Raw genomic sequence first — 22304 nt, 5'->3', positions numbered from 1 at the left:
GCGAGCCGCGGCTCGCGCGCGACCTGGCCGCGCGGGCGCTGCGGCTGTGCGCGGAGCACGGCTATCCGGAGATCGCGCATCGGGTGACGATCATCCACGGCTGGGCCCGCGCGATGCTCGGGGACACCACGGATGTGGTCGACGAGCTGCTGCCGTTGCTCCAGACCTATGGGCGCCGCGCGGGCATGGTCGCCATCACGTCCGCCCATCTCACGGTCGGCGAGGCGGCGACGGTGGCCGGCCGTCTCGACGACGCGTTCGGCGTGGTGGTCGAAGCGGGCCGGCTGGTCGAGGAGACCGGCGAGCGGATGGAGGAAGCCGAAGTCCACCGCTGGCGTGGCGAGCTGCTGATCGCGCTGCGCGGCCCGGAAGGGTGGCCGGAGGCGCGGACGTGGTTCGAGCGCGCGCTGGCCGTTGCCCGCGCGCAGTCGGCGAAGTGGTTCGAGCTACGCGCGGCGATGAGCCTCGCGCGTCTCGACGCCGATCAGGGGCGCCGCGCCGACGGCCGCCGGGTGGTCGCCGACGTGCTCTCCTGGTTCACGGAGGGACACGAGCGGCTGGATCCGACCGACGCCCGCAATCTCATCGGGCGCCTCGGATGAGCGCGCGTCAGTTGCAGTGCGCCTGCGCGACCAGATCGATCCACTGCTGCAGCGTCTGATCCTGGGTGCTGCCGTCCGTGATCTGCACGCCGCCGCCGTGCGGCACGAGGTCGAGCGGCTTCTCACGGATGCGCGAGGAGGACGGGTTCGCCGAGTCGACGAGCAGCGCGATCTCGCGCGCGGTGGCGAGCGGATCGCCGGTGCTCACGTGGAAGCGGGTCATCGCGGCCTGGCCACCGGTCACGTGGCACGCGGTGCAGGTGATGAGCGCCTGGCCCAGGACCTGGTCCTCGAAGAGCGTCTGGTTCGCGGTGTACACGGCGTCACAGGCCGACCCGTCGCCGGTGGACACGTTGCGCGCCAGCGTGAGCGAGCCGGCGACCTTGACGCCGCCGCCCTTCAACTTCGTCTTCCCGGTCATCGTGTCGCCCAGGATCTTGCCGTTCCACGAGAAGCGGACGCCGTGGACCAGACCGGAGAGCTTCACGCGCTTGGTCGTCGCCTTGCCGTTCACGATGTAGGCGCCGGCGATCGACGGATCGCCGCCCACGGCGACCGTTCCCGTGACCGCCGTTCCGATCTGCGTGAGCCCGGCCGCGACCTCGATCGGCATGGGGATCTTCTTGCCGGTCATCTGGCCGTCGAACGAGCCGGTCATGTCGGCGTGGACCAGGCTCGCCCCGACGAGGCTGCTCGCGAGTACGGCGATCCTGATCATCGAGATTGGGGTTGTCACGGAAATGACCTCCTTGGCGCCGGGCGCCTCGGCCGCTTGAGCAAGCCGCGTACCTGCCCCGAAAGGCGGTTCCCCCGCGTGCGATCGACGGCGAGCGCCGAAATGCTACCGCCCACCGATCCAAATTGTGCGGGGAGACCCGACCGTCGCGGGTTGACGGGCGTGACGGCTGCGGCGTAAGGCCCCACGATCCGGAGGCGATGAGATGAGCAGGGACGTCACGGGCTTCGGCGTCGCCAGGACGGCCCTCGGCGCGATGCTCGTCGCGGCCGCCGTCGGTTCGACCCCCGTCACCGCGGCCGTGATCGCCGTGACGTCGACCGAGGACGCGGTGCTTGCGGACGGGAACTGCACCCTGCGTGAGGCCGTCCGATCGGCCAACGAGGACGTCGCCTACGACGCGTGCACGGCCGGGAGCGGTGACGACGTTGTCAGCCTCGGCGCGGGGACCTACATGCTGACGATCGTCGGTGCGAACGAGGATGCGGCGGCCAGCGGCGATCTCGACGTCACGGCGAACCTCGCGATCGCCGGCGCCGGGGCGACCTTGACGACCATCGACGGCAACGGCGCCGTCACACACGATCGAGTTCTCGAGCTCATCGGCTCGATCACCGTCGCGATCTCCGGGGTGACCGTCACGGGCGGCACGATGGTGCAGGAGGGCGGAGGGGTACGCGTCAACGGCGCGACGCTCGTCGTGAGCAACAGCGCCATCATTTCGAATACCGCGAACAGCGGCGGTGGCATCGGCGACGTCGGCACGGTCACCCTCGTCGACTCCACCCTGAGCGACAACACAGCCCTGAACGGCGGCGGGATCGCGTGCGGCGACGTCAGCATCCTGCGCTCGACGGTCAGTGGAAACCACGCGGACGCCGGAGGCGGCCTTCGGATCTTCGGAGCGGGAACGATCGACCAGAGCACGATCTCGGGTAACACGGCGATGGTGGCGGCGGGCGTTCTCTCCAACGGCACGCTCGTCATGACCAACAGCACCCTGTCCGGCAATCGTTCCGATCAGGTGGGCGGCGGCTTGGTGCACAACAACGCGACGGGGACGGCAACCCTCGTCAACGTGACGGTCACGGGCAACGTCGCCGACGACGATGCGAACGGCACGGGCGACGGCGGCGGCATCGTCAACGAGGGCGGCGACCTCAGGGTGAAGGGCACCATCGTCGCCGGCAACCTCGATCGCGGCGGCGAGGCGCCCGACTGCGTCGGCCTGCTCGACTCGCAAGGCTACAATCTCGTCCAGAGCACCGCCGGCTGCACGCTCTCGGGCGACACGGCGACCAACCTCCTGGCCGTCGATCCGCTGCTCGGCCCGCTCCAGTCGAACGGCGGGCCGACGTTCACGCATGCGCTGCTCGTCGGCAGCCCGGCGTTCGACGCCATCCCGCTCGCCACGTGCACCGACGCGGTGGGAGGGGCGCTCGGGGGCGATCAGCGCAACGTCGGCCGCCCGCAGGCCGCTGCCTGCGACATGGGCGCGTTCGAGGCCGACGGCCTTCCGACCACCACCACGACCACGTCCACGACCTCCACCTCGTCGAGCACGCCGACGACCACGAGCACCATCACGTCGACGACCAGCACGACCACGTCCACCTCGACGTCGAGCAGCACGAGCTCGTCCTCGTCGTCGAGCACGGTCGCGCCGATCACGACCAGCACGACGATGCTACCACCCGAGTGCACGGCGGGCGTGCCGAGCGCGTGCGACGACGACGATTCGTGCACCGCCGATTCCTGCGTCGCCGGGCGCTGCCGGCACGATCCCGCGACCGGAACCGAGTCGGCGCGCTGCGTCTGCGGCCGGCTCCCGTTGGCGGCGTGCGGCGCGGAAACCCTACCAACTGCTGCGAGCCGGCAGCTGACCAAGGCGTGCGAGCGGCTCGATCGGGCCGGGTCGTCGACGTCGGCGGCACGGACGAAGCACCTCGTGCGCCGGGCGATCGCGAGCGAGAAGCAGGCCGGACGGATCGTGCGACGGCTCGGGGCGCGCGGGCGCGTGTCTCAAGCCTGTGCCGGCGCGCTCGGCGTCTTCCTCGACGATGCCCTCGCGCGCGCAAAGAGCGTGCTGAAGGGCTCGTAGCGGCGATCAGCCGGCGGCCGCGATGGGGGCGCTCGCCGCCTGCGGCGCGGAGAACTCCATCACGCCGTCGTCGACGTTTCCGAGCTCGATCATCATCAGGTCGAGCGCGTAGTTCTGGTGGAGTCGCCACGGCACCTTCGTCCCCTGCCTGGGGAAGAGGTGCATCGACCGTGTGACGTAGCCCGAGGTGAGATCGAGGAAGGGCGCCTCCTCGACGGTCGCGTCGTGCAGGCGCGGCGTGCACTGCCGGGCTCCGCTCTTCGCCATGTGGTTCAGCAGCCGGCACACGTACCGGCAGATGAGCTCGGCCTTGAGGGTCCAGGACGCGTTCGTGTAGCCGACCGCGAGCGCGAGGTTCGGCACGTCGCTGAACATCATGCCCTTGTAGGCGAAGGTCTTCGTGAAATCGACGCGGCGGCCGTCGACGGTCACCTCGAGGCCGCCCAGGAAGAGGAGGTTCAAGCCGGTCGCGGTCACGACGAGGTCGGCGTCGAGCTGCTTGCCCGAGCGCAGGCGGAGGCCGTGCTCCGTGAACGTCTCGATCTGGTCGGTCACCACCGAGACCTGCCCCTGCCGCATCGACTGGAACAGATCGCCGTCCGGCACGAGACACACGCGCTGCTCCCACGGGTTGTAGCGCGGATCGAAGTTCGGCGAGATGTCGTAGCCGGGGCCGAGCTCCTTCTGGAGCCATCCCGTGATGAGCGCTCGCGCGCGCGCGGGGTTGCGCCGGCAGAAGCGGTAGAACCACAGAGTGAAGAGCACGTTCTTCCAGCGCGTGATGGCGTAGGCGAGGCGAGCAGGGAGGATGCGGCGCAGCCCGTTCGCGATGCGGTCCTCCGCCGGCATGGAGACGATGTAGGTGGGCGACCGCTGCAGCATGACGACGTGGGCGGCCGTCTTCGCCATCGCCGGCACGAGCGTCACGGCGGTGGCGCCGCTGCCGATCACGACGACGCGCTTGCCAGCCCACTCGATGTCCGGCGTCCACTTCTGCGGGTGGACGACGCGGCCCGCAAAGCGTTCGATGCCGGGGAGCTCGGGCGAGTAGCCCCTCGCGTAGTCGTAGTAGCCGCTGCACATGAAGAGGAAGTTGCACGTGAAGCGCACCGGCTCCTTGCGCTCGCCGCGCTCCGCCTCGACCGTCCACCGCGCCTCGTCCGACGACCACGCTGCCCGCCGCACGCGGTGGCCGAAGCGGATGTTCCGATCGATGCCGTTCTCCTTCGCGGCCTCGCGCAGGTACGCGATGATCGACGGCCCGTCGGCGATGGCCTTGGGATTCGTCCACGGCTTGAACGAGTATCCCAGCGTGTACATGTCCGAGTCCGAGCGGATGCCGGGATAGCGGAAGAGGTCCCAGGTCCCGCCAATGTCGTCGCGCGCTTCGAGGATCGTGTACGTGCGATCGGGGCAGCTCCTCTGGAGGTGGTACGCGGCGCAGATCCCTGAGATGCCGGCGCCGACGACGAGAACGTCGAAGGGTTGATTCGTCATCGGGCTGCCCTCCCGGGCTTCCTTATATGTGGTGGCGGGGCCAAGCCACCCGCATCCGTCACGTTCCCGCCGTGGCGCTGGCGACGTCGCGGTCGAGGAGCTCGAGCGTTCCCACGAGGTCGCGATAGAGCAGCAGCCGCGCGCGCAGGTGCTCCGCCTGCTCGGCGGTGCCGGTCGCGGCGGTCGCCCCGGCCTGCTCGGCGTGCGCCAGCAGGGTCACGAGGTCGGGTGGGTCGGGCGTGGGTTTTCCCTCGACGCGCGCGGCGGCCCACAGGAGCATGTCGGCGATGCCGGCGGCGAGCTCGCGACGGCCGGCGCGCGAGGGCCCGCTCCGATCGCCCAGGTCGACGTTCAGGCGGTGGCGGACGAGGTCGAGCAGCACGAGGAACACCGCCTGCGCGTCGCGCACGAGCCCGAGGATCGTGTCGCGGGCAGCGACCATCTCGGGGCGGCCGCCGCCGGCTTCGAACTGCGCCTCGTCGTGCAGGCGCATGGTCGTCGCCAGACCCTGGTAGACGGTCCACCGGTGGCCGCGATTCGGTGCGACTTCGACCGAGGGTGCGACGACGCCGACGCGCGCCAGCGCGGCCAGCGAGCGGAGCGTCCGCGCCATCGACTCGCGCATCTGGACGCTCGCGAGCGCGGGCCCGAGCGCGCGGTAGACGAAGCCCGCGACCAGGATGCCGATCAGCACGCCGAGCACGCGATCGCGAGCCGGCGTCAGCGTCGTGATCGGCCCGGCCGCGTCGACGACGCAGATGCCGAACGCGAGACCGGTCTGCACGCCGGCGTAGCCGATGCGCGCGCTGCCGCTCATGATCCAGCCGGCGATCGCGCTGCCGATGGCGACCACCACGAGCAGCCCCACGAGGCCTTCGAGGTTCGGCATGGCCACCACGATCGCGATCATGCCGAGCACGCCGCCGAGGATGGCGCCGACGAGGCGGAGAATCTCCTTCTGGACGATGGCGCCGAAGCTCGACTGCGCCACGACGAGGCACGTCCAGATGCTCGTCTCGATGCCGGGCCAGACGAGGGCGTTGGTGAGCACGTAGCAGATGGACGCTGCGAGCCCGCCCTTCAGCGCGAAGGCGAGGTCGGCGTGATTCAAGGGCGAGAAGGCCGGCGTGAAGAAGCTCGCGGGGCCGGGTGTGTCGAGCGGCGAGCGCGGCAGCGCCGCCGCCGCATGGTGTCCGGCCTCGCCCAGCCCGCCCGCGGCCGCGACGATGTCGTGCAGCGCCCGCTCCATCTCGCGCACAGCGGGCAGGAGATGCGTCGCGCCCGTTCCGGCCGTCGCGGCGTCGGTCCACGTGCCGGTGGCGACGGCGCCGGGTGGTGCGCGGTGAACGAGGGCGTCGCGGATCTGCTCGCACCTCGCGAGCAGCTCGCGCAGCCGCGGCGCGAGCGGAAGGGTGGACGTGCCCTCGGTGCTCGCGGCCCGTTCGAGCGCGAGCGATCCGGTCAGCAGATGCTCGACGGCCTCGATGAGCGTCAGCTGCTCGATGTGGCGGAGGCGCAGCGCCGGATGACTCGCCTCGGCGTTCGCGAGCAGGTCCAGGTGCTGCACGAGGCCGCTCTGGATGAGCGCCGTGGGCTCCGGCGCCAGGGCCTGCGGCGTGCCGTCGAGGCAACGACGGATCCCTCGGACCGCGGCGTCCACTCGCGCCGTTAGCTCGTCGAGCAGGGCCTCCTCGGGGTCGTCGGGCCACAGGACGAGCTGCGCGATGGTGCCGATCGTTACGCCGATGCAGATGAGGACGATGCGCCAGAGCCCGACTGCGACCGCGGCATTCGGATCGGAATTGCCCGCGGCCGCGACGACGATCAGGGCCGTGAAGGCGCCGAGGAGCCCGACGTACGGCGCCGTCGTGGTCCGGGAGAGGAACAGACCCGCGATCGCGATCACGCCGAGCAGCGGCGCGCGGATCCACGGCTGGTCCGCGAACACGGTCGCCACGACGATGCCCACGACACCGCCGCCGAACGTCCCGATCAGGCGTTGAACCCCCTTGGTGAGCGACGCGCCGGCATTCGGCTGGCTCACCGTGAAGATGGTGATGATGGCCCAGTGGCCGTGGGGAATGTGGAAGGCCATCACGACCGCCGTCGCGACCACGCACGCGACGACGATGCGCGACGTCGCCCGACCGCGGCCCGGTGTCGGTGCCAGCTCGGCGGCGACGAGCGCTTCGAAGTTCGACGTTGCGCTCGCCACGGCCTAGCGCGGCGCGGGCGCGCCGCTCTCGTCGACTGCGATCTCGCCGCCGCGGATCGTCACGACGGCCGTGGCGCCCATGCGATAGGGACGCTGCGGATCGCCCGGCTCGAGCCTGACGCGGACCGGAAACCGCTGCGCGAGGCGCACCCAGTCGAGCGTGGCCGACACGTCCGGCAGCACGCCCACCGTCGCGCCGTCCTTCGGATGAACGGCCCAGCCGATGCCCTGGACGACGCCGCGGAAGCGGCGCCCCGGGTAGGCGAGCAGGTAGACCTCGGCCGCCATGCCCGGACGGATCCTGCTCATGTAGGTCTCGCGGAAGTTCGCCATCACCCACCAGGCGCGGTCGTCGATGAGCGCGAACACCTGCTGCCCCTCGCGCGCGTACTCGCCGACGGCGATGTTGAGGTTGGTGATCCAGGCGTCGAACGGCGCCGTCACGCGGCAGTACTCCACGTCGAGCTCGGCGCTGCGCACGGCGGCCCGCGCGGCTTCGATCCGCGCGTTCAGGTCCCCGACCTGGGCGAGCAGGTTCTCGGCGCGCGAGCGCTCCTTGGCGGCGTTCTCGCGCGCGGCGGTGGCGGCGCGCAGCTTCGTGCGGGCGTCCTCGACGCGATCCTGGGTGACGAACCCGCGGCCGAGCAGGGGCTCGACCCGGCGCAGGTAGTCGGCCGCGTACCCCTCTTCGGCCGTGCGGCGATTGAGCTCCGCCTCGGCGGCGCCGATGGCGTCGCGTTGCGCGGCGAGGTCGGCCTCGGCGAGGGCGAGGGCGGCGCGGCTCGCTTCGAGCCGGGCCGCGTACGGGCGCGCGTCGATCGCGAAGAGGAGGTCGCCCTCGCGGACCCGCTGGTTGTCGACGACCGGCAGCTCGACGATCGGGCCGCTCACGTGCGGCGCGATGCCGACGACGTTGGCCCGCACCGCGGCGTCGTCGGTCCGCGGGTGGCGGTAGGTGAGCATCCAGACCCACAGGCTCGTGACCATCGCCCCGAGGACGATGCCGGCGCCGAGCATCCGGCCGAAGCGTGGTCGGTCGCGATCGTCCATCGTCTCAGGTCGAGAAGAATACGAGCCACGTGAGCATGGTGAACAGGACCGCCAGGCTCGGGTAGACGACGAGGAGCGGCCCCAGGTGCGGCTCGAGCCCGCCGCGCACGAAGAGCGGTCGCACGAGCGCCGCGAGCGCGATGCCCGCCATCATGCAGACGACCCAGGCGGGGAAGAACGAGCCGAAGACGTTGATGACCGGGTCGCAGCCCGCGGCGAGCACTGCCGTCGCGATCGTGACGCCGAGGCGCGCGCGCTGCATCGCGCGCACCGTACAATTCCGCGCCGGCACGGGAAAGCGGATCACGGCGCGCCACTCGCGGAGACGGTCTCGCCTGCGGCGAAGGCGAGGGCGGCCGACGACGTGAGCACGTCCGCGCGGCTCTCGATGTGCGTCATCCGCGCGCGGGCGAGGTCGCGCTCGGCCGCGAGCAGATCGAGGAACGAGCCCAGCCCGGCGCGGTAGGACTCGAGGGTGGCCGCGTACGCGTCCTCGGACGCGCGCAGCAGGGCGGTCGCGAACTCGAGCTTCCCGAGAGCGGTCTTCACGTCGGCGTACGCCTGCCACACCTGCCGCAGGAGGCTCAGCTCGAGCGCGGCGAGATCGGCGCGTGCGACCTCGGCGCCGGCCTCCGCCTCGCGCAGCGTGTTCTCGCGGGCGAGACCGTCGAAGAGCGTCCACTCAAGACCCAGGAACGCGCCGTACGTGGGCTCCTCGTCGGTGTGCGACGCGAAGGGCGGCCCGGCACGATAGTCGCGCAGCGCGCCGCCCACGGAGCCCGTGACGCCGAGCCGCGGCAGGAAGTCGGCGCGGGCCCGCCGGATCTCGGCCTCGCGCGCGCGCAGGGTCGCGAGCCGCGCCGCGAGGTCGGGTCGTCGCGCGAGCGCGCCGTCGATCACGCGCTCGACGGTCTCGGGCAACCCGGTCGGGAGCGGCTGCGAGGCGAGGTCGGCCGTGCGCAGGCGCACCGTCGGGGAGATGCCGAGGCTCTCGGCCAGGGCGGCGTGGGTGTTCTCGACCGCGCCCTTGGCGTCCTGCAGCTCGAAGGCCGCCCGGGCCTTCTCCTGCCGCGCGAGGAGCACCTCGGGCTCGGTGGCGAGGCCGCTCGCGCGACGCGCCTCGCTCGCGTCGAGGAGGGCGGCCGCGGAGGCGAGCGTCGCCTCGGCCGCCGTTACTTTGGCCCGGCTCGCGTCGAAGCGATAGAACCGCTCGGCGACCGCGAACGCCACCTCCTGGCTGCGGCGGTTGAAGCCGAAGTTCGACGCCAGCAGCTCCTGGCGGGCACGCTCGCTGTCCGCGCGGCGGCGGCCGAAGTCGACCAGGAGCCAGGCGAGGTCGACGCTCGGCAGGAGCGACGAGCCGCGGATGACCTCGGTCCCGGTCCGCGTCGCGTTCACCACCTGCGACCAGCCGCCGCGCGCCGCGAGCGCGAGGGTGGGAAGATACGCGCTCTCGGTCCGACCCAGACGCGCCGCGGCCGCGCGAGCCTGCTCCCAGGCGCGCCGCGTGTCGGGGTTGGACCGCTCGGCGAGATCGATGAGCGCGGGGAGATCGTAGACGCGCGCGGCGTCTTCGCTCGCGACGCCGAGGCCGAGCGCCTGCTGGGCCGGCGGCATGTAGCGCTCGAGCGGCTCGGGCGGCGTCCACTCGCTCGACGCGCTCGCCGGCGCCTGCGCGTCGGGATTCCACGCCGCCGACTCTTGGAGGGTCGAGCACGCCGAAGCGAGGATCAGGATGCCCGCGATCGGCGCGGCCAGCCGCGATGCGCGCTCGAACGAGCGATCCGTTGGGGAGACGCCGCCACGCACCGCGGGCGCTTCGTACTGCGCCGTCGCGTCGCGTTGCAACTACCCGGTGGGACGGAGGCGTCCGGCGGCGGGCGGGGTTGTTCTCCGCCCCGAGGGGCAGATAGACAGCAACCCGGCTCCATGAGCTTCCTCGACGTCGTCCGGCGCGTGCGTGTCCATCTCCAGGAGCAGGGACGCGTCTCGTTGCGCGCGCTGCGGCGCGAGTTCGACCTCGACGACGCCGCCTTGGGCGAGCTGGTGGACGAGCTGGTCGAGGTCCAGCGCGTGGCCGTGCGCGAGGGGACGACCGTCCTCGTCCACGTCGGCGAGCCGCCTCGTCCCGCGTCGCCTCCGCCGCATCTCGCCGACAAGATCCGGCAGGCGAAGCCCGCCGTCGAAGGCGAGCGCAAGCAGGTGACGGTGCTCTTCGCCGACGTGAAGGGTTCCATGGAGCTGGCCGAGCAGCTCGATCCCGAGGCGTGGAGCGCCATCATGCAGCGGTTTTTCGCGATCCTCGCCGAGGGGGTCGCACGCTTCGAGGGGTTCGTCGACAAGTTCACGGGCGACGGGATCATGGCGCTCTTCGGGGCGCCGATCGCGCACGAGGACCACGCTCAGCGTGCGTGCTGGGCGGCCCTGCACCTGCGGGACGAGATAGCCCGCTACGCTACGGAGGTGAAGCGCGAGCACGGGATCGGCTTCTCCACGCGCATGGGCATCAACTCGGGCGAGGTCGTGCTCGGCACCATCGGCGACGACCTGCGCATGAGCTACACCGCGCAGGGGCACACGGTCGGGCTGGCGCAGCGGATGGAGGCGCTGGCCTCGGCCGAGACCTGCTACGTGAGCGCGGCGACGGCCGCGCTGGTCGGCGGCTATCTGCAGCTCGAGGACCTCGGCGACTTCCGCGTGAAAGGTGCCAGCGAGCCGGTGCGGGTCCATCGCCTGGTCGGCGCCGGAACGGCGACCACGCGGCTCGACGTCTCGCGCGCGCGCGGCCTCACGCGCTTCGTCGGTCGCGACGCGGACATGGCGACGCTCGAAGCCGCGCTGGCGCAGGCGCAGGCCGGGCACGGGCAGGTGGTCGGCATCGTCGCGGCGGCGGGCACCGGCAAGAGCCGGCTGTGCTGGGAGTTCGCCGAGCGGTGCCGGGCGCGTGGCATCACGGTGAACGAGGGGCACGCGCTCGCGCACGGGAAGAACATTCCGTACCTCCCGATGTTGCAGCTCTTTCGCGCCTACTACGGGATCACCGACCGCGACGACGATGCGACGGTGCGCGACAAGATCGCCGGCCGCCTCCTGCTGCTCGACGAAGGATTCCGCGACGTCTTGCCGGTCGTGTTCGAGTTCTTTCGCGTGCCCGATCCGGAGCGGCCGGTGCCGCGCATGGACCCCGAGGCCAAGCAGCGCCAGCTCTTCGCCGTCATCCGCCGCGTCATCCAGGACCGGCGGGTCGGCGCCGATCGCGTCTTCGCCCTGATCGAGGACCTCCACTGGCTCGATCCCGCGAGCGAGGCGTTGCTCGCGCAATGGATCGACGCCATCGGGGGATCGTCGGGCCTCCTCCTCGTGAACTTCCGCCCCGAGTATCACGCCGAGTGGATGCAGAGATCGTACTACCGGCAGGTGCCGCTCGCGCCGCTCGGGAGCGACGCCATCCGCGCGTTGCTCGCCGATCTGCTCGGCAGCGACCCGAGCGTCCGGGGATTGGCCGACGACATCCACGCCCGCACCGGCGGGAACCCGTTCTTCATCGAGGAGGTCGTGCAGAGCCTGATCGAGTCGGAGAGCCTGCAAGGCAGCCGTGGCAGCTATCGCCTAGTGACGCCGGTCGAGCGCATCGACGTGCCGCCGTCCGTGCGAGCGCTGCTCGCGGCGCGCATCGACCGCCTGTCCGAGGCCGAGAAGCGGGTGCTCCAGACGGCGGCCGTCATCGGGAAGGAGTTCGCCGAGCCGGTCCTGCGCAAGGTGCTGGCCGCGACCGGGCGGACGGATGGAGACGTCGGCGGCGCGCTGGCTGCGCTCACGGCCCGCGAGTTCCTCTACGAGACGGCGCTCTACCCGGTGGCGGAGTACGCGTTCAAGCATCCGCTGACCCAGGAGGTGGCGCTCGGCTCCCAGCTCCAGGAACGCCGGCGGCAGATCCATGCGGCGGTCGCGGCGGCGATCGAAGCGACGCACGGCGCGAAGCTCGAGGAGCAGGCCGCACTCCTCGCGCACCACTGCGCCGAAGCGGGCGCGCCGCTGGCGGCGGCACGATGGCACGCCCGCGCCGGGCGCTTCATCGGGAGGAGCGACTTCGCGGAAGCCACGCGACACTGGCAGCGGGCCCGCGAACTACTCCGCGCGGTGGCGGACGATCCCGAGTCGCCCGCGCTCGGCGTCAACGCCTGCTTCCAGATCCTGGCGATCGGCCTCCGCCTGCAGATCCCGCCGGACGAGGCGCACCGGGTCTTCGAGGAGGGGCTCGCGTGGGCCGTCCGCACGGGCGATCCGTTTCACACGGGCCGATTCCACCAGGCGATGGCGGTCCTCGAAGCCGGCAACGCCCGGCTGGACGCCGCGATCGCCCACGCGTCGGAATGGGAGCGGGTTGCGCGCACGGTCGCCGACGACGACCGCCGCGCGATGGCGCTCTGGCCCTCGCTGGAGCCGCTCTACGTTCGGGGGGACCTCGCGGCGGCGCGCGCCAACGCCCGCGAGCAGCTCGGCTGGACGCGCGACCATCCGGACTGGGGTCTGCGCGACTGGGCCATGAGCGCCCACGCCGGCGCGCTGTGGGTGCTCGGTCGCATCGAGGCGTACGACGGCTCGTTCGATCGCGCCCGCGACTACTACGAGCGCGGGATCCAGGTCGCGCGCGGCGTGGGAGACGTCGAGATGGAGGCCGGCTGCAGCGGCGCCCTCTGCAACCTGGGCTTCCTCGCGGGGGAACCCGACCTGGGTCGAACGGCCGGGCAGCGCGCCGTCGCTCTCTGCGAGCGCATCGGGGGATTCGCGCGCGTCGGCGCGTACACGGCGCTCGGTACGCAGCTCCTCCTGGACGGGCAGGTGGAGCGCGCGGTCGAGACGCTGGAGTTCGCCTTGTCGGCCTGCGGTACGGGGAACAAGCAGCTCGACCAGAGCATCCGCTATCGCCTCGCGCAGGCGTGCCTCGGGGCCGGGGATGCTTCGCGCGCTCGCGCGCTCGCGGAGGCGGCGCTTTCGCAGAGCCTCGAGATCGGCGCGCGCGTCGACGCCGTCGAGGCCGCGCTCGTCCTGTCGGCGGCCCTGCGCGCCGAGGTCGGGCCGGGCGCGGCAGCGCGGATCGAGGAGCTTCTGGCGCGCGCCGAACGGTCGATCGCCGAGACGGGCGCCCGGAGCCTCATCGCGTTCGTACTGGCCGAGCGCGCTGCACTGGCGGAGCTGCGAGGCGACGTCGCGGAGCGGATGGAGTACCTGCGCCGTGCCCACGCGTCGTTCACGCGGATGCGAGCCACCGGCCGCGCCCGCGACGTCGCGGCCGCCCTCGAGCGCGGGACCGCGAATCCCACGACTGGAGGTGTGACATGGCCGAGCTGAGACACGTGCCCGCGACCGCGCCGGTCGAGGAGGTGGTGCGCATTCTGCGCGAGGACGGCGGTGTCATCGTCGACGACCTCATCGACGCGCCGACGGTCGCCGCCGTCAACGCCGAGATCGACGGGTGGGTCGCGCACGCCGATCCGGCGATGCGGCACCTCAACCCGGCGATCCAGATCTTCTTCGGCGATCGCACCAAGCACGTCGGCGGCATCGCCGGAAAGTCGCGGACGTTCGCGACACGCGTGATGATCCATCCGCTCTTCCTGGGCATCTGCGACGCCGTCCTCGGCCCGTCGTGCGCGACCTACCAGCTGAACCTCGCGCATCTGATCGCGCGCGGGCCCGGGGCCGATCATCAGCTCCTGCACCGCGACGAGCTGGTGTGGAACCTGGTGCCGCGGCCGCATCCGGAGCTGCAGCTCGCCTCGATCGTCGCGCTGGTCGACTTCGACGCATCGAACGGCGCGACGCGCGTGGCGCCCGGCAGCCACCGCTGGGACCACGATCGCCATCCCGAGCCGCACGAGATCGCGGACGCGACGATGCGTGCCGGCTCGGCCGTCGTCTACCTGGGGTCGACGATCCACGGCGGGGGCGCCAACTCGACCGCGGACCGGTGGCGGCGCGGGGTCCACATGAGCTACACGCTCGGGTGGCTCCGCACCGAGGAGAACAACTACCTCGCGGTGCCGCCGGCGATCGCGCGCACGCTCCCGCGGCGCTGCCAGGAGGTCCTGGGCTACGCCGTGCACGACGCGCTGGCGATGAACGGCGGCTACCTCGGCATGGTGTCGCTGCGCGATCCGCTGGAGCTGCTCGACGAGGGCCGGTTGGGCGAGGAGTCGCCCTGAGCGCCGCGCGACGAATCCGGTCGATCGCTAGGCGCTCGCGGCGAGCGTGGCCAGCTCCGTTGCGATGGCGTCGGCCTGCGCGCGCAGCCCCGTGCGAAGCGACTCGGGCAGCGTCCGCTGGGCGAGGCGCGAGCCCAACTGATGGCTCGCGCGACGAAGAAGGGCGCCGGCCTTTCGGAGCCGCGCCTTGCGCTTGCGGCCGCTCAGCGCCTCGGCCCCGTCGAGCCGCGCCGCCGCGCGGGTGAGCGTCTTGGTGACCCGGGTCTTGAGCCGCCCCTCGGGTGCGCCGTCCCCGAGCGCCGTCGACAGCACGCCGATGCGGCATCGCGCGCCGGCGATGGACGGCACGGCCTCGCAGCCGCCGGGCACGAGCGTCGTCGTGGTGGTCGTCGACTCCACGAGCAGAATGCGCGCGACCAGGCCGCTCGCCACCGACCCGGTACTGGTGCCGCCGGCGACGACCAAGGAATTGCCATCCGGCGCGATGACGCCGCTCGACAACGACACACGATCTCCCATGTCGATCCGGACGACGCCGCTGGCGCCGAAGCTCGGGTCGAGGTTGCCGTCGACGTCGAGGCGCAGCACGACGGCTTCGTTCTGGTCGACGGCGTTCGACGAGGAGCCCACGAGGATCACCTTGCCGTCCGCCTGGACGGCCACGTCGTTCGCGGCCGAGCTCGAGTATTGGTCGGTGCCGAGCGAGGTCTGGATGTGCCGCGTTCCCGCCGTGCCGAAGGTCGCGTCGACGTTGCCGGCGACGGTGATCCTCGTCACCGAGAAGGCGAACCGATCGTCGCTGTCGTCGGCACGTCCGGCGAGATAGATCTCGCCGCTCGGGCCGACCGCGACCCCGCTGCCCTGCGAGTCGCTTCCGCCGGTGTCGGCGACCTGCTTGCGGACGAAGCCGGCCCCGCCGGCGAATCCGGTATCTAGGAGCCCGCCGCTCGTGAGGCGCACGAGCAGGATCTGCTGGCGGCCCGTGGCGTCGAGCGTGGTCCCGGCCACGAGGATGCCGTTCGGTGTGACCAGGGGCTGCGACCCGTAGGATCCCGTGTCGGTCGTCTGCGAGAACGAGCCCACGAACGCGCCGGGCTGCGTCCCGAAGCTCGTGAGGGGCTGGCCTTGGGGTGTGACGGCCACCACGGCGAACATGCGGTTCGCGCCGGTGGCAGGCGTCGTCTCGATGGTGCAGGCGACGTACGACGTGCCGTCGGCGGCGAACCCGGCGCCCTCGCCGAACGTCTCGGCCGGCGCCGAGCCGGCCGGCTGCGGTCGCACGCTCCCGCCGTTGCCGAAGCCGATGTCGACGCCGCCGCCGGCGTCGAACGCGCCTGCGAAGGGCGCGCGGCGGTCGTCGGACCCGCTCGCGTACCCGCCGACGAGCCAACCCGCGCCGGCCGGCCGGGGTCCGATGCTGAAGGCCACGGAGTACGGCTGGTTCGTACCGGAGCCGAGGCCCATCTGGGCGATCCGAGATCCACCGTCGCCGAACGTCGCGTCCACCGTGCCGTCGCCGAGCAGGCGGGCGATCAGGACGGCCGTATGCGCGGTCGCGTCCGTCGTGTTCCCCGCCACCATGATGCGGCCTTGCGCGTCGAAGACGACGCTCGTGAGGCCGCTACTGCGCGGCACGGTCTTGGCGACGTCGAGCAGGACCGGGTTGCCGCCGTTGAACGAGGGATCGAACGCACCCGGCGGCGCGGCGAGCACCGCGGTCGCTGACAGGCACGCGAGGGCGAGGGGACCGAGGGCGCGCATATGCGCGCATTGCCGGATGCTCTCGCGCGACGCAACCGAAGCCGCGTCGCGCGGCGTCGTGGTATGGGTGGACTCGAAGGAGACCCCCCAATGCTGCGATCGTTCGTCATGGCGCTCACGTTCCTGTCCGCCGCCGCCGCCGTCGGCCAGGCGGCCGTCCTGTGCCAGAAGCGGTCGGGCGCGCTGTTCGCGCGCGAGTCGTGCAAGAAGCGTGAGACGGTCGTCGATCCGGCGAGCCTCGGGCTCGTCGGTCCGAAAGGCGACGCGGGACCCGCCGGCGAAGCGCGAGCCTTTGCCTGCTCGCAAACGTCGGTCGGCGGTTTGGTCGCGGAGCCGTGTGCTGGCCTTCCGAGCAAGAACGTCACGAGCATCGTCGCGAATCCCGTGCTCGTGGACGTGACCTGCTTCGTGCTCGACCCGTCGATCGACGCCAAGTCGGCCGTGATCCTGACGACGTTCCACGATCCGGGGTTCAACGACTCCGTCAACGTCATCCAGTCCGCGGTGGGAACCGACGATCAGGTCGGATGCCCGGCGAACTCGGTCGCCGTCCTGACCGGCCGCTACCGGCAGGACACGATGACGAACGGCATGGTCTTCGAGGCGGTCCGGCTGTCCGTGGCGATCGCCGTGATGTAACGGGGGCGGCCATGAGCGACGTGCGACCTTTCCGCATCGACGTCCCCGACGAGGAGCTCCTCGACTTGCAGCGCCGCCTGCGCGCGACGCGCTGGCCCGACGCCGAAACACCGGACGACTGGTCGCAGGGCATCCCGCTCGCCTACGTACAGGAGGTCTGTGCGTACTGGGCCGAGCGCTACGACTGGCGCGCGACCGAGGCGCGCCTCAATCGCCTTCCGCAGTTCGTGACGGCCATCGATGGCGTCGACATCCACGGCCTGCACGTGCGGAGCCCGCACGCGGGCGCGCTGCCGATCGTGATGACGCACGGCTGGCCGGGCTCCGTCGTCGAGTTCCTCGAGGTGATCGGTCCCCTCGCCGACCCGACGGCGCACGGCGGCCGTGCCGCGGACGCGTTCCACGTCGTCTGTCCGTCGCTTCCCGGCTACGGCTTCTCCGGCAAGCCGACGCGACCCGGATGGGGCGTCGAGAAGATCGCCGAGGCCTGGGACACGCTCATGGGGCGACTCGGCTACGCGCGCTGGGTCGCGCAGGGCGGCGACTGGGGAGCGGCCGTCACGACGGCGATCGGCATCCAGAACCGCGGCCGCTGCATCGGCATCCACCTGAACATGCCGAACGCCGGCGCGCCTGAAGGTCTCACGAATCCGACCGAGCGCGAGCGCCGCGCGCTCGACGGCTCGCGGCACTATCGCGAATGGGACGCCGGCTATTCGAAGCAGCAGTCGACACGGCCGCAGACGCTCGGCTACGGGCTCGTCGATTCACCGGCGGGCCAGGCCGCCTGGATTCTCGAGAAGTTCTGGTCGTGGACGGACTGCAACGGGCATCCCGAGAACGCCATCGCGCGCGACGCGCTCCTCGACAACGTGATGCTCTACTGGCTCACCCGCTCGGGCGCGTCCTCCGCCCGGCTCTACTGGGAGAGCTTCGGCAAGGAGTTCCAGGGCGGGCGCGATCGCACCGTCGCGCTGCCGGCCGGCTGCAGCATCTTCCCGAAGGAGATCGTGCCGGTGCCGCGGTCGTGGGCGGAGAAGCGCTACAGGAACATCGTGTACTGGAACGAGCTCGACCGCGGCGGCCACTTCGCCGCGTTCGAGCAGCCCGCGCTCTTCGTCGCGGAGCTGCGGGCCTGCTTTCGCCTCATGCGCTGAGCGCGGCGACGGCAGCGCGCCCGTGGCCACGCTGAAGGACTCCTCGACGCGCGAGATCCGTACGTCGCCGATCCGGAGCATCGCCATGGGCGGCCTATCGCACACCCCTGGCATCCGGCGCGACCATCGGGTAGGTGCGCGTGAACCGGATGAAGGCGATCCCGGAGCCGAAGGTCCGCCCGGTTCGGCATGGCGACGTGGCGCGAGCCGTCGGCGTCCAGGTGACGGCGTTCGCCGCCGATCCGATCATGCGCTGGCTCTGGCCCGAGCCGCGCGACTACCTCCGCCACTTCCCGGATCTGGTGCACGGCTTCGGCGGCGGCGCGTTCGGGAGCGGCGGGGCGCACGTGACCGACGCTTTCCTCGGCGGGACGCTGTGGCTGCCGCCCGGCGTGACGCCCGACGACGAGGCCCTGGAACGCCTCACCAACGAGACGATTGCGGAGCCGGCGCGATCCGAGGTGCTGTCGATCCTCGAGCAGATGGGCGCCGCGCATCCGAAGGGGCCGCACTGGCATCTCGCGTTCATCGGCGTCGATCCGGCGCATCAGGGGCAGGGCATCGGCGCCGCGCTCTTGCGGGCGACGCTCGCCCGCGTCGACGAGCAGCACCAGCCCGCCTATCTCGAGTCGTCGAACCCGGCGAACGTGTCGTTGTACCGGCGGCACGGGTTCGACGTGATCCGGGAGATCCGCGTGGGCGGATCGCCGCTGGTGACCCCGATGCTGCGCGCGGCGCGCTGAGCGGTCGCGGTCACGCTCTCGGGAGCGTCCGGTCGAGACTCCGGTACTGGATCGCCTCGGCGAGATGCGCGGGCGTGATCCGCTCTTCCCCCGCGAGGTCCGCGATCGTCCGCGCCACCCGGACGATTCGCGTGTAGGCGCGCGCCGAGAGCCCGAGCCGCTCGCTCGCCGCTTCGAGGAGCTGCCGCCCGCGCGCGTCGAGCGGCGCGACCCGCCGCAGCTCGCGGGGTGGAAGCTGCGCGTTGAGGCACGCGCCCCGCACCCGCTGTCGCGCTCGCCCGGCTTCGACCCGCGTGCGGATCGCCGCCGAGGGCTCGCCGCGCGCCTCGTCGTCGCCGAGCAGCCCCACCGGCACGCGCGGCACCTCGACATGCAGGTCGATCCGGTCGAGCAGCGGGCCCGACACGCGGCTGCGGTAGCGCGCGATCTGTGGTGGCGTGCAGCGACAGCGGTTCGAGGGATCGCCCAGCCATCCACAGTCACACGGGTTCATGGCGGCTACGAGCTGGAAGTCGGCGGGGAAGACGATGCTGCCGGCGCTTCGCGCGACCGTGATGCGGCGCGCCTCGAGCGGCTGCCGTAGCGGCTCCAGGGCGTTGCGACGGAACTCCGGCAGCTCGTCCATGAAGAGGACCCCGCGATGGGCGAGGGTGATCTCGCCGGGCCGGACGGGATGGCCGCCGCCGAGCAGCGCGGCGTCCGAGATGGACGAGTGGGGCGCGCGGAAGGGGCGCGCCGTCACGAGCGGCCCGTCGCCGAGGAGCCCCGCGACGCTGTGGACGGCGGTCACGTCGATCGCCTCGTCCAGGCGGAGGGGCGGCAGGATCGACGTCAGGCGGCGCGCGAGCATCGTCTTGCCCGACCCGGGCGGCCCGAGCAGCAGCACGTTGTGCGCGCCCGCCGCCGCCACCTCGAGCGCGCGCTTCGCGTGCGCCTGGCCGCGCACCTCGGCGAAATCGTCGGCGGCCACCGGTCGCTCGGCGAGGAGCGCGCCCGCGTCGACCGTCGCCGGCGCGGGCGACAGCTCGCCGCGGAAGACGGCGACGGCTTCGGCGAGCGTCGACACGCCGAGCACCGGCGGTCCTCCGGCGATCGCGGCCTCGGCTGCGTTCGCGCCCGGCACCACCATGCCGCGCAGCCCGGCCGCGCGCGCGGCGGTCGCGATCGGGAGCGCGCCACGGATGCCGTGGATGCGACCGTCCAGGCCGAGCTCGCCGAGGACGCACCAGCCGCCGAGATCGGGAAGCGGCGGCTTCCCTTCGGCGGCGAGCAGGGCGAGGGCGATCGGCAGATCGTAGGCGACGCCCTCCTTGCGCACGCCCGCGGGCGCCAGGTTCACCGTGATGCGCCGCTGGGGATAGTCGAAGCCCGAGTTCCGGAGGGCCGCCCGGATGCGATCGCGTCCCTCGCGCACCGCGCCGTCGGGGAGGCCGACGGTCGTCGTCTGCGGCAGGCCGGGCGCCACGTCCACCTCCACGTCGACCAGGATGGCGTCGATGCCGGAGAGGGCGCCGGAGCGGATGCGCGCGAGCATTCGGCCGGCCTGCCCGCGCCGCCGTCCCGCGACAATCCCTGCACCCGGACTATGCCGCCACGATCCGTCGCTCAGAACCCGAGCTCGTGCATGCGGCGCATGAAGCGCTGCGCGTCGGCGCCCTTGCCCATCGTCTGCAGCAAGGTGGCGTAGGTCGAGAGCCCGCGGGCGCGCCCGACCGGCCATTGCCACGAGTCGACGGGCGCGAGCAGCTTCTCCTCCGTGGCCTTGCGCTCGTCGGCAAACGCTTCCGACGCGCGGGCGACGAGGTCCCCGTGACCGGCTCGCACGAGCAGCACGGACGTCTCGTCGTAGTACACGAGCGACCAGCGGCCCTCGCGGACGAGATAGCGCAGGAGCGCCTGGTGGTTCGGCCACCAGTGGAAGAAGAGGACCGTCTGCACGTCGCGCCGGTCCATCTCGGCCTGCCAGGCGCTCGGATTCGCCACCTGCTGCATGTACGGGCCGAGGAAGTCGACGTCGTAGACCTCGGTGCGGCCATCGACGTACACGCCGCCGGGGATGGGCTCGGCCCAGGAGAGATAGCCGCCGTTCGTGAAGTCGTTGAAGAGCGGCCCGGGGAGCCCTTGCGCTTTCATGAACTCCGCCGCGCGGATCGGGAAGAGCACGTCGAGCACGCCGGTGCCGAACTCGTGCAGCTCGCCGTTCCATCGAAAGAAGCCGTTGGAGGCGACGAACCAGCCGGCCGCGAGCATGGCGGGCGCGACCACGACGGCGAGCGCGACTTCGAGTTGCTGCATCACCCGTGTCGCCGCCTGCGGTAGCCGCGTCGCCAGGAGGGCGAGGCAGGCGGCGACGCACGGCATGCCGCCGAGCGCGAAGAGCGCCATGTTGCGCCGCGCGAGCAGCGAGAGATAGGCGAGGCCCGCGAAGGCGGCGAGGTCGGCGAGGTCGACGTGCACGAGCGGCGCGCGCGGCTCCGGCGTCTCCTGGCGCGGGGGCGCGGACGGCATGCCCTTGCGCCGGCGCTCGGCGCGCCCCGCGCCCTTGCTGCCGCCCGCGGTCCCGCCGCCGCGCTGCAGCGCCGCCACGGCGAGCGCGGCGAGGACGACGGCGACGGAGAAGACGAACAGCACCTGGTACGCCGTGACCGAGAACGTGACGAAGTAGCCCTCCCACGGACGCCGCATCTCGCCGATGCCGCGGAACAGCGGATGGTCGCCGTTGATGCGCGACATGAGGACCAACGGGAACGTCGCTCCGGTCACGCCGAACGGTCCGAGCGCCGTCGCCGCGAACCCGGCGAGTCCCGTGACGAGCACCCTGCGGCGGACGGCGGGCGAGATCGGACGCCGCCACCCCGGCGGAAGGATCGGCAGGTCGGTCACCAGGCTCCCGACCATGTGGCAGGCGATGACGACGTCGCCGACGATGAAGAGCGAATGGCAGTTGGCCCACAGGCACATCACGGCGGGAAGGAGCCAGAGCCGCCGGCTCCCGTCGGTGCGGCCGGTGCCGTAGATCCAGAGCACGACCTGCAGGAGCGGAAACGAGACCATCTCCGGACGGATCGCGAAGCGCTCCTGCGACACCAGGATCGCCCACGCGCACAGGACGGTGGTGACGAGCGGCCCCACGTGACGCCGGACGTTCACGACGAGGAGCGCCGCGGCGAGGGTGTACGCGAGCGCCGAGACCACGACGAGGCCGCTCGGTCCGCCCACCTGGTAGAGGCCGTAGAGCACGACGTCGTAGAGCCACTGCACGTTGATCCAGGGGTGGTCGGGGACCGTCCATGAGAGCGGATCCGTCCACGGGACCGCCCGGTGCGTGACGATCCAGCGCCCGCCGGCGAGGTGCCACCAGGTGTCGGTGTTGTCGAGGCGCCGCAGGCCGAACACGAAGCCCAGGGCGATCGCGAGCCCGGGCAGGGCGAGGACCAGCCGGCGCATCACGCGCGGCACGGCGGACCGCCCGATACGGTCCCGGTGGCGCGGGCGAGGGTCGCGGGGGCCGGAAGGGCCATGGGCTCGCCGCCGCCTTCAAGCCGAGGTGGGCTGAACGGTCAAACGGGCCCCACGAACGGACGGGGCCCGGTGCGG

Annotated in this window: 16 protein-coding genes; 7 read left to right on the top strand and 9 right to left on the bottom strand. The window is 72.1% G+C overall.

Features of this window, described 5'->3' with window-relative positions:
* Nucleotides 1–602, top strand: a 602-nt coding sequence (locus tag VMS22_19080) for a hypothetical protein (GenBank protein HXJ36141.1), incomplete at its 5' end; no start/stop codon positions are given.
* Nucleotides 603–609: 7 nt separating this feature from the next.
* Here the strand turns inward: VMS22_19080 and VMS22_19075 are convergent.
* Nucleotides 610–1338 carry a hypothetical protein gene (locus tag VMS22_19075; GenBank protein HXJ36140.1) on the bottom strand — a complete coding sequence of 243 codons (729 nt, stop codon included), beginning with the start codon at nt 1336–1338 and terminating at the stop codon, nt 610–612.
* A 205-nt stretch (nt 1339–1543) separates the two neighbouring features.
* Here VMS22_19075 and VMS22_19070 point away from each other — a divergent pair, with 205 nt between their 5' ends.
* Nucleotides 1544–3439: a right-handed parallel beta-helix repeat-containing protein gene (locus VMS22_19070; GenBank protein HXJ36139.1), complete on the top strand. Its 1896-nt coding sequence runs from the start codon at nt 1544–1546 to the stop codon at nt 3437–3439.
* Nucleotides 3440–3445: 6 nt separating this feature from the next.
* On the opposite strand, the gene VMS22_19065 is transcribed toward VMS22_19070, so the two are convergent.
* The 5 genes from VMS22_19065 to VMS22_19045 are packed head-to-tail and all read right to left on the bottom strand — an operon-like array spanning nt 3446 to nt 10010.
* Nucleotides 3446–4936, bottom strand: coding sequence for an NAD(P)/FAD-dependent oxidoreductase (locus VMS22_19065; protein ID HXJ36138.1), 1491 nt, complete (start codon nt 4934–4936; stop codon nt 3446–3448).
* Between the two features lie 58 nt (nt 4937–4994).
* Complete coding sequence (locus VMS22_19060) at nt 4995–7151, bottom strand: FUSC family protein (protein ID HXJ36137.1); 2157 nt, start codon at nt 7149–7151, stop codon at nt 4995–4997.
* Between the two features lie 3 nt (nt 7152–7154).
* On the bottom strand, nt 7155–8201 hold the full coding sequence (locus VMS22_19055) for an HlyD family efflux transporter periplasmic adaptor subunit (protein ID HXJ36136.1): 1047 nt from the start codon (nt 8199–8201) through the stop codon (nt 7155–7157).
* A 4-nt stretch (nt 8202–8205) separates the two neighbouring features.
* Nucleotides 8206–8463 carry a YtcA family lipoprotein gene (locus VMS22_19050; GenBank protein HXJ36135.1) on the bottom strand — a complete coding sequence of 86 codons (258 nt, stop codon included), beginning with the start codon at nt 8461–8463 and terminating at the stop codon, nt 8206–8208.
* 41 nt (nt 8464–8504) lie between these two features.
* A complete protein-coding gene (locus tag VMS22_19045) occupies nt 8505–10010 on the bottom strand; it encodes a TolC family protein (protein HXJ36134.1) in 1506 nt (501 codons plus the stop codon).
* Between the two features lie 120 nt (nt 10011–10130).
* Here VMS22_19045 and VMS22_19040 point away from each other — a divergent pair, with 120 nt between their 5' ends.
* Together VMS22_19040 and VMS22_19035 are read left to right on the top strand one after the other, a co-directional pair.
* A complete protein-coding gene (locus VMS22_19040; protein ID HXJ36133.1) occupies nt 10131–13553 on the top strand; it encodes an adenylate/guanylate cyclase domain-containing protein in 3423 nt (1140 codons plus the stop codon).
* Nucleotides 13541–14407, top strand: coding sequence for a phytanoyl-CoA dioxygenase family protein (locus VMS22_19035; GenBank protein HXJ36132.1), 867 nt, complete (start codon nt 13541–13543; stop codon nt 14405–14407). The genes VMS22_19040 and VMS22_19035 overlap by 13 nt, the downstream gene beginning before the upstream one ends.
* Before the next feature lie 27 nt (nt 14408–14434).
* Here the strand turns inward: VMS22_19035 and VMS22_19030 are convergent, their stop codons facing one another.
* Nucleotides 14435–16168, bottom strand: coding sequence for a hypothetical protein (locus tag VMS22_19030; protein ID HXJ36131.1), 1734 nt, complete (start codon nt 16166–16168; stop codon nt 14435–14437).
* 90 nt (nt 16169–16258) lie between these two features.
* On the opposite strand from VMS22_19030, the gene VMS22_19025 reads away from it, so the two are divergent.
* The 3 genes from VMS22_19025 (at nt 16259) to VMS22_19015 (ending at nt 18707) form a co-directional block, all read left to right on the top strand.
* Nucleotides 16259–16807: a hypothetical protein gene (locus VMS22_19025; GenBank protein HXJ36130.1), complete on the top strand. Its 549-nt coding sequence runs from the start codon at nt 16259–16261 to the stop codon at nt 16805–16807.
* 11 nt (nt 16808–16818) lie between these two features.
* The gene (locus tag VMS22_19020) at nt 16819–17964 is read left to right on the top strand and encodes an alpha/beta fold hydrolase (GenBank protein HXJ36129.1); all 1146 of its coding nucleotides are present in this window, start codon (nt 16819–16821) and stop codon (nt 17962–17964) included.
* Between the two features lie 149 nt (nt 17965–18113).
* The gene (locus VMS22_19015) at nt 18114–18707 is read left to right on the top strand and encodes an N-acetyltransferase (GenBank protein HXJ36128.1); all 594 of its coding nucleotides are present in this window, start codon (nt 18114–18116) and stop codon (nt 18705–18707) included.
* 10 nt (nt 18708–18717) lie between these two features.
* Here VMS22_19015 and VMS22_19010 read toward each other — a convergent pair whose 3' ends face one another.
* Nucleotides 18718–20241 carry a YifB family Mg chelatase-like AAA ATPase gene (locus tag VMS22_19010; GenBank protein ID HXJ36127.1) on the bottom strand — a complete coding sequence of 508 codons (1524 nt, stop codon included), beginning with the start codon at nt 20239–20241 and terminating at the stop codon, nt 18718–18720.
* A gap of 71 nt (nt 20242–20312) precedes the next feature.
* Nucleotides 20313–22166, bottom strand: a complete 1854-nt coding sequence (locus tag VMS22_19005; protein HXJ36126.1) for a hypothetical protein — start codon at nt 22164–22166, stop codon at nt 20313–20315.
* Between the last annotated feature and the right edge of the window lie 138 nt (nt 22167–22304).

This window comes from Candidatus Eisenbacteria bacterium (assembly GCA_035577985.1).
Lineage (GTDB): Bacteria > Desulfobacterota > Binatia > DP-6 > DP-6 > DATJZY01.
This window is presented reverse-complemented; position numbering and strand designations above follow the sequence as displayed.

Coding starts and splice junctions, on each gene's coding strand:
- VMS22_19070 (HXJ36139.1), top strand. CDS start 1,544: ATGAGCAGGGACGTCACGGGCTTCGGCGTCGCCAGGACGGCCCTCGGC.
- VMS22_19065 (HXJ36138.1), bottom strand. CDS start 4,936: ATGACGAATCAACCCTTCGACGTTCTCGTCGTCGGCGCCGGCATCTCA.
- VMS22_19055 (HXJ36136.1), bottom strand. CDS start 8,201: ATGGACGATCGCGACCGACCACGCTTCGGCCGGATGCTCGGCGCCGGC.
- VMS22_19050 (HXJ36135.1), bottom strand. CDS start 8,463: ATGCAGCGCGCGCGCCTCGGCGTCACGATCGCGACGGCAGTGCTCGCC.
- VMS22_19040 (HXJ36133.1), top strand. CDS start 10,131: ATGAGCTTCCTCGACGTCGTCCGGCGCGTGCGTGTCCATCTCCAGGAG.
- VMS22_19035 (HXJ36132.1), top strand. CDS start 13,541: ATGGCCGAGCTGAGACACGTGCCCGCGACCGCGCCGGTCGAGGAGGTG.
- VMS22_19030 (HXJ36131.1), bottom strand. CDS start 16,168: ATGCGCGCCCTCGGTCCCCTCGCCCTCGCGTGCCTGTCAGCGACCGCG.
- VMS22_19025 (HXJ36130.1), top strand. CDS start 16,259: ATGCTGCGATCGTTCGTCATGGCGCTCACGTTCCTGTCCGCCGCCGCC.
- VMS22_19020 (HXJ36129.1), top strand. CDS start 16,819: ATGAGCGACGTGCGACCTTTCCGCATCGACGTCCCCGACGAGGAGCTC.
- VMS22_19015 (HXJ36128.1), top strand. CDS start 18,114: ATGAAGGCGATCCCGGAGCCGAAGGTCCGCCCGGTTCGGCATGGCGAC.
- VMS22_19010 (HXJ36127.1), bottom strand. CDS start 20,241: ATGCTCGCGCGCATCCGCTCCGGCGCCCTCTCCGGCATCGACGCCATC.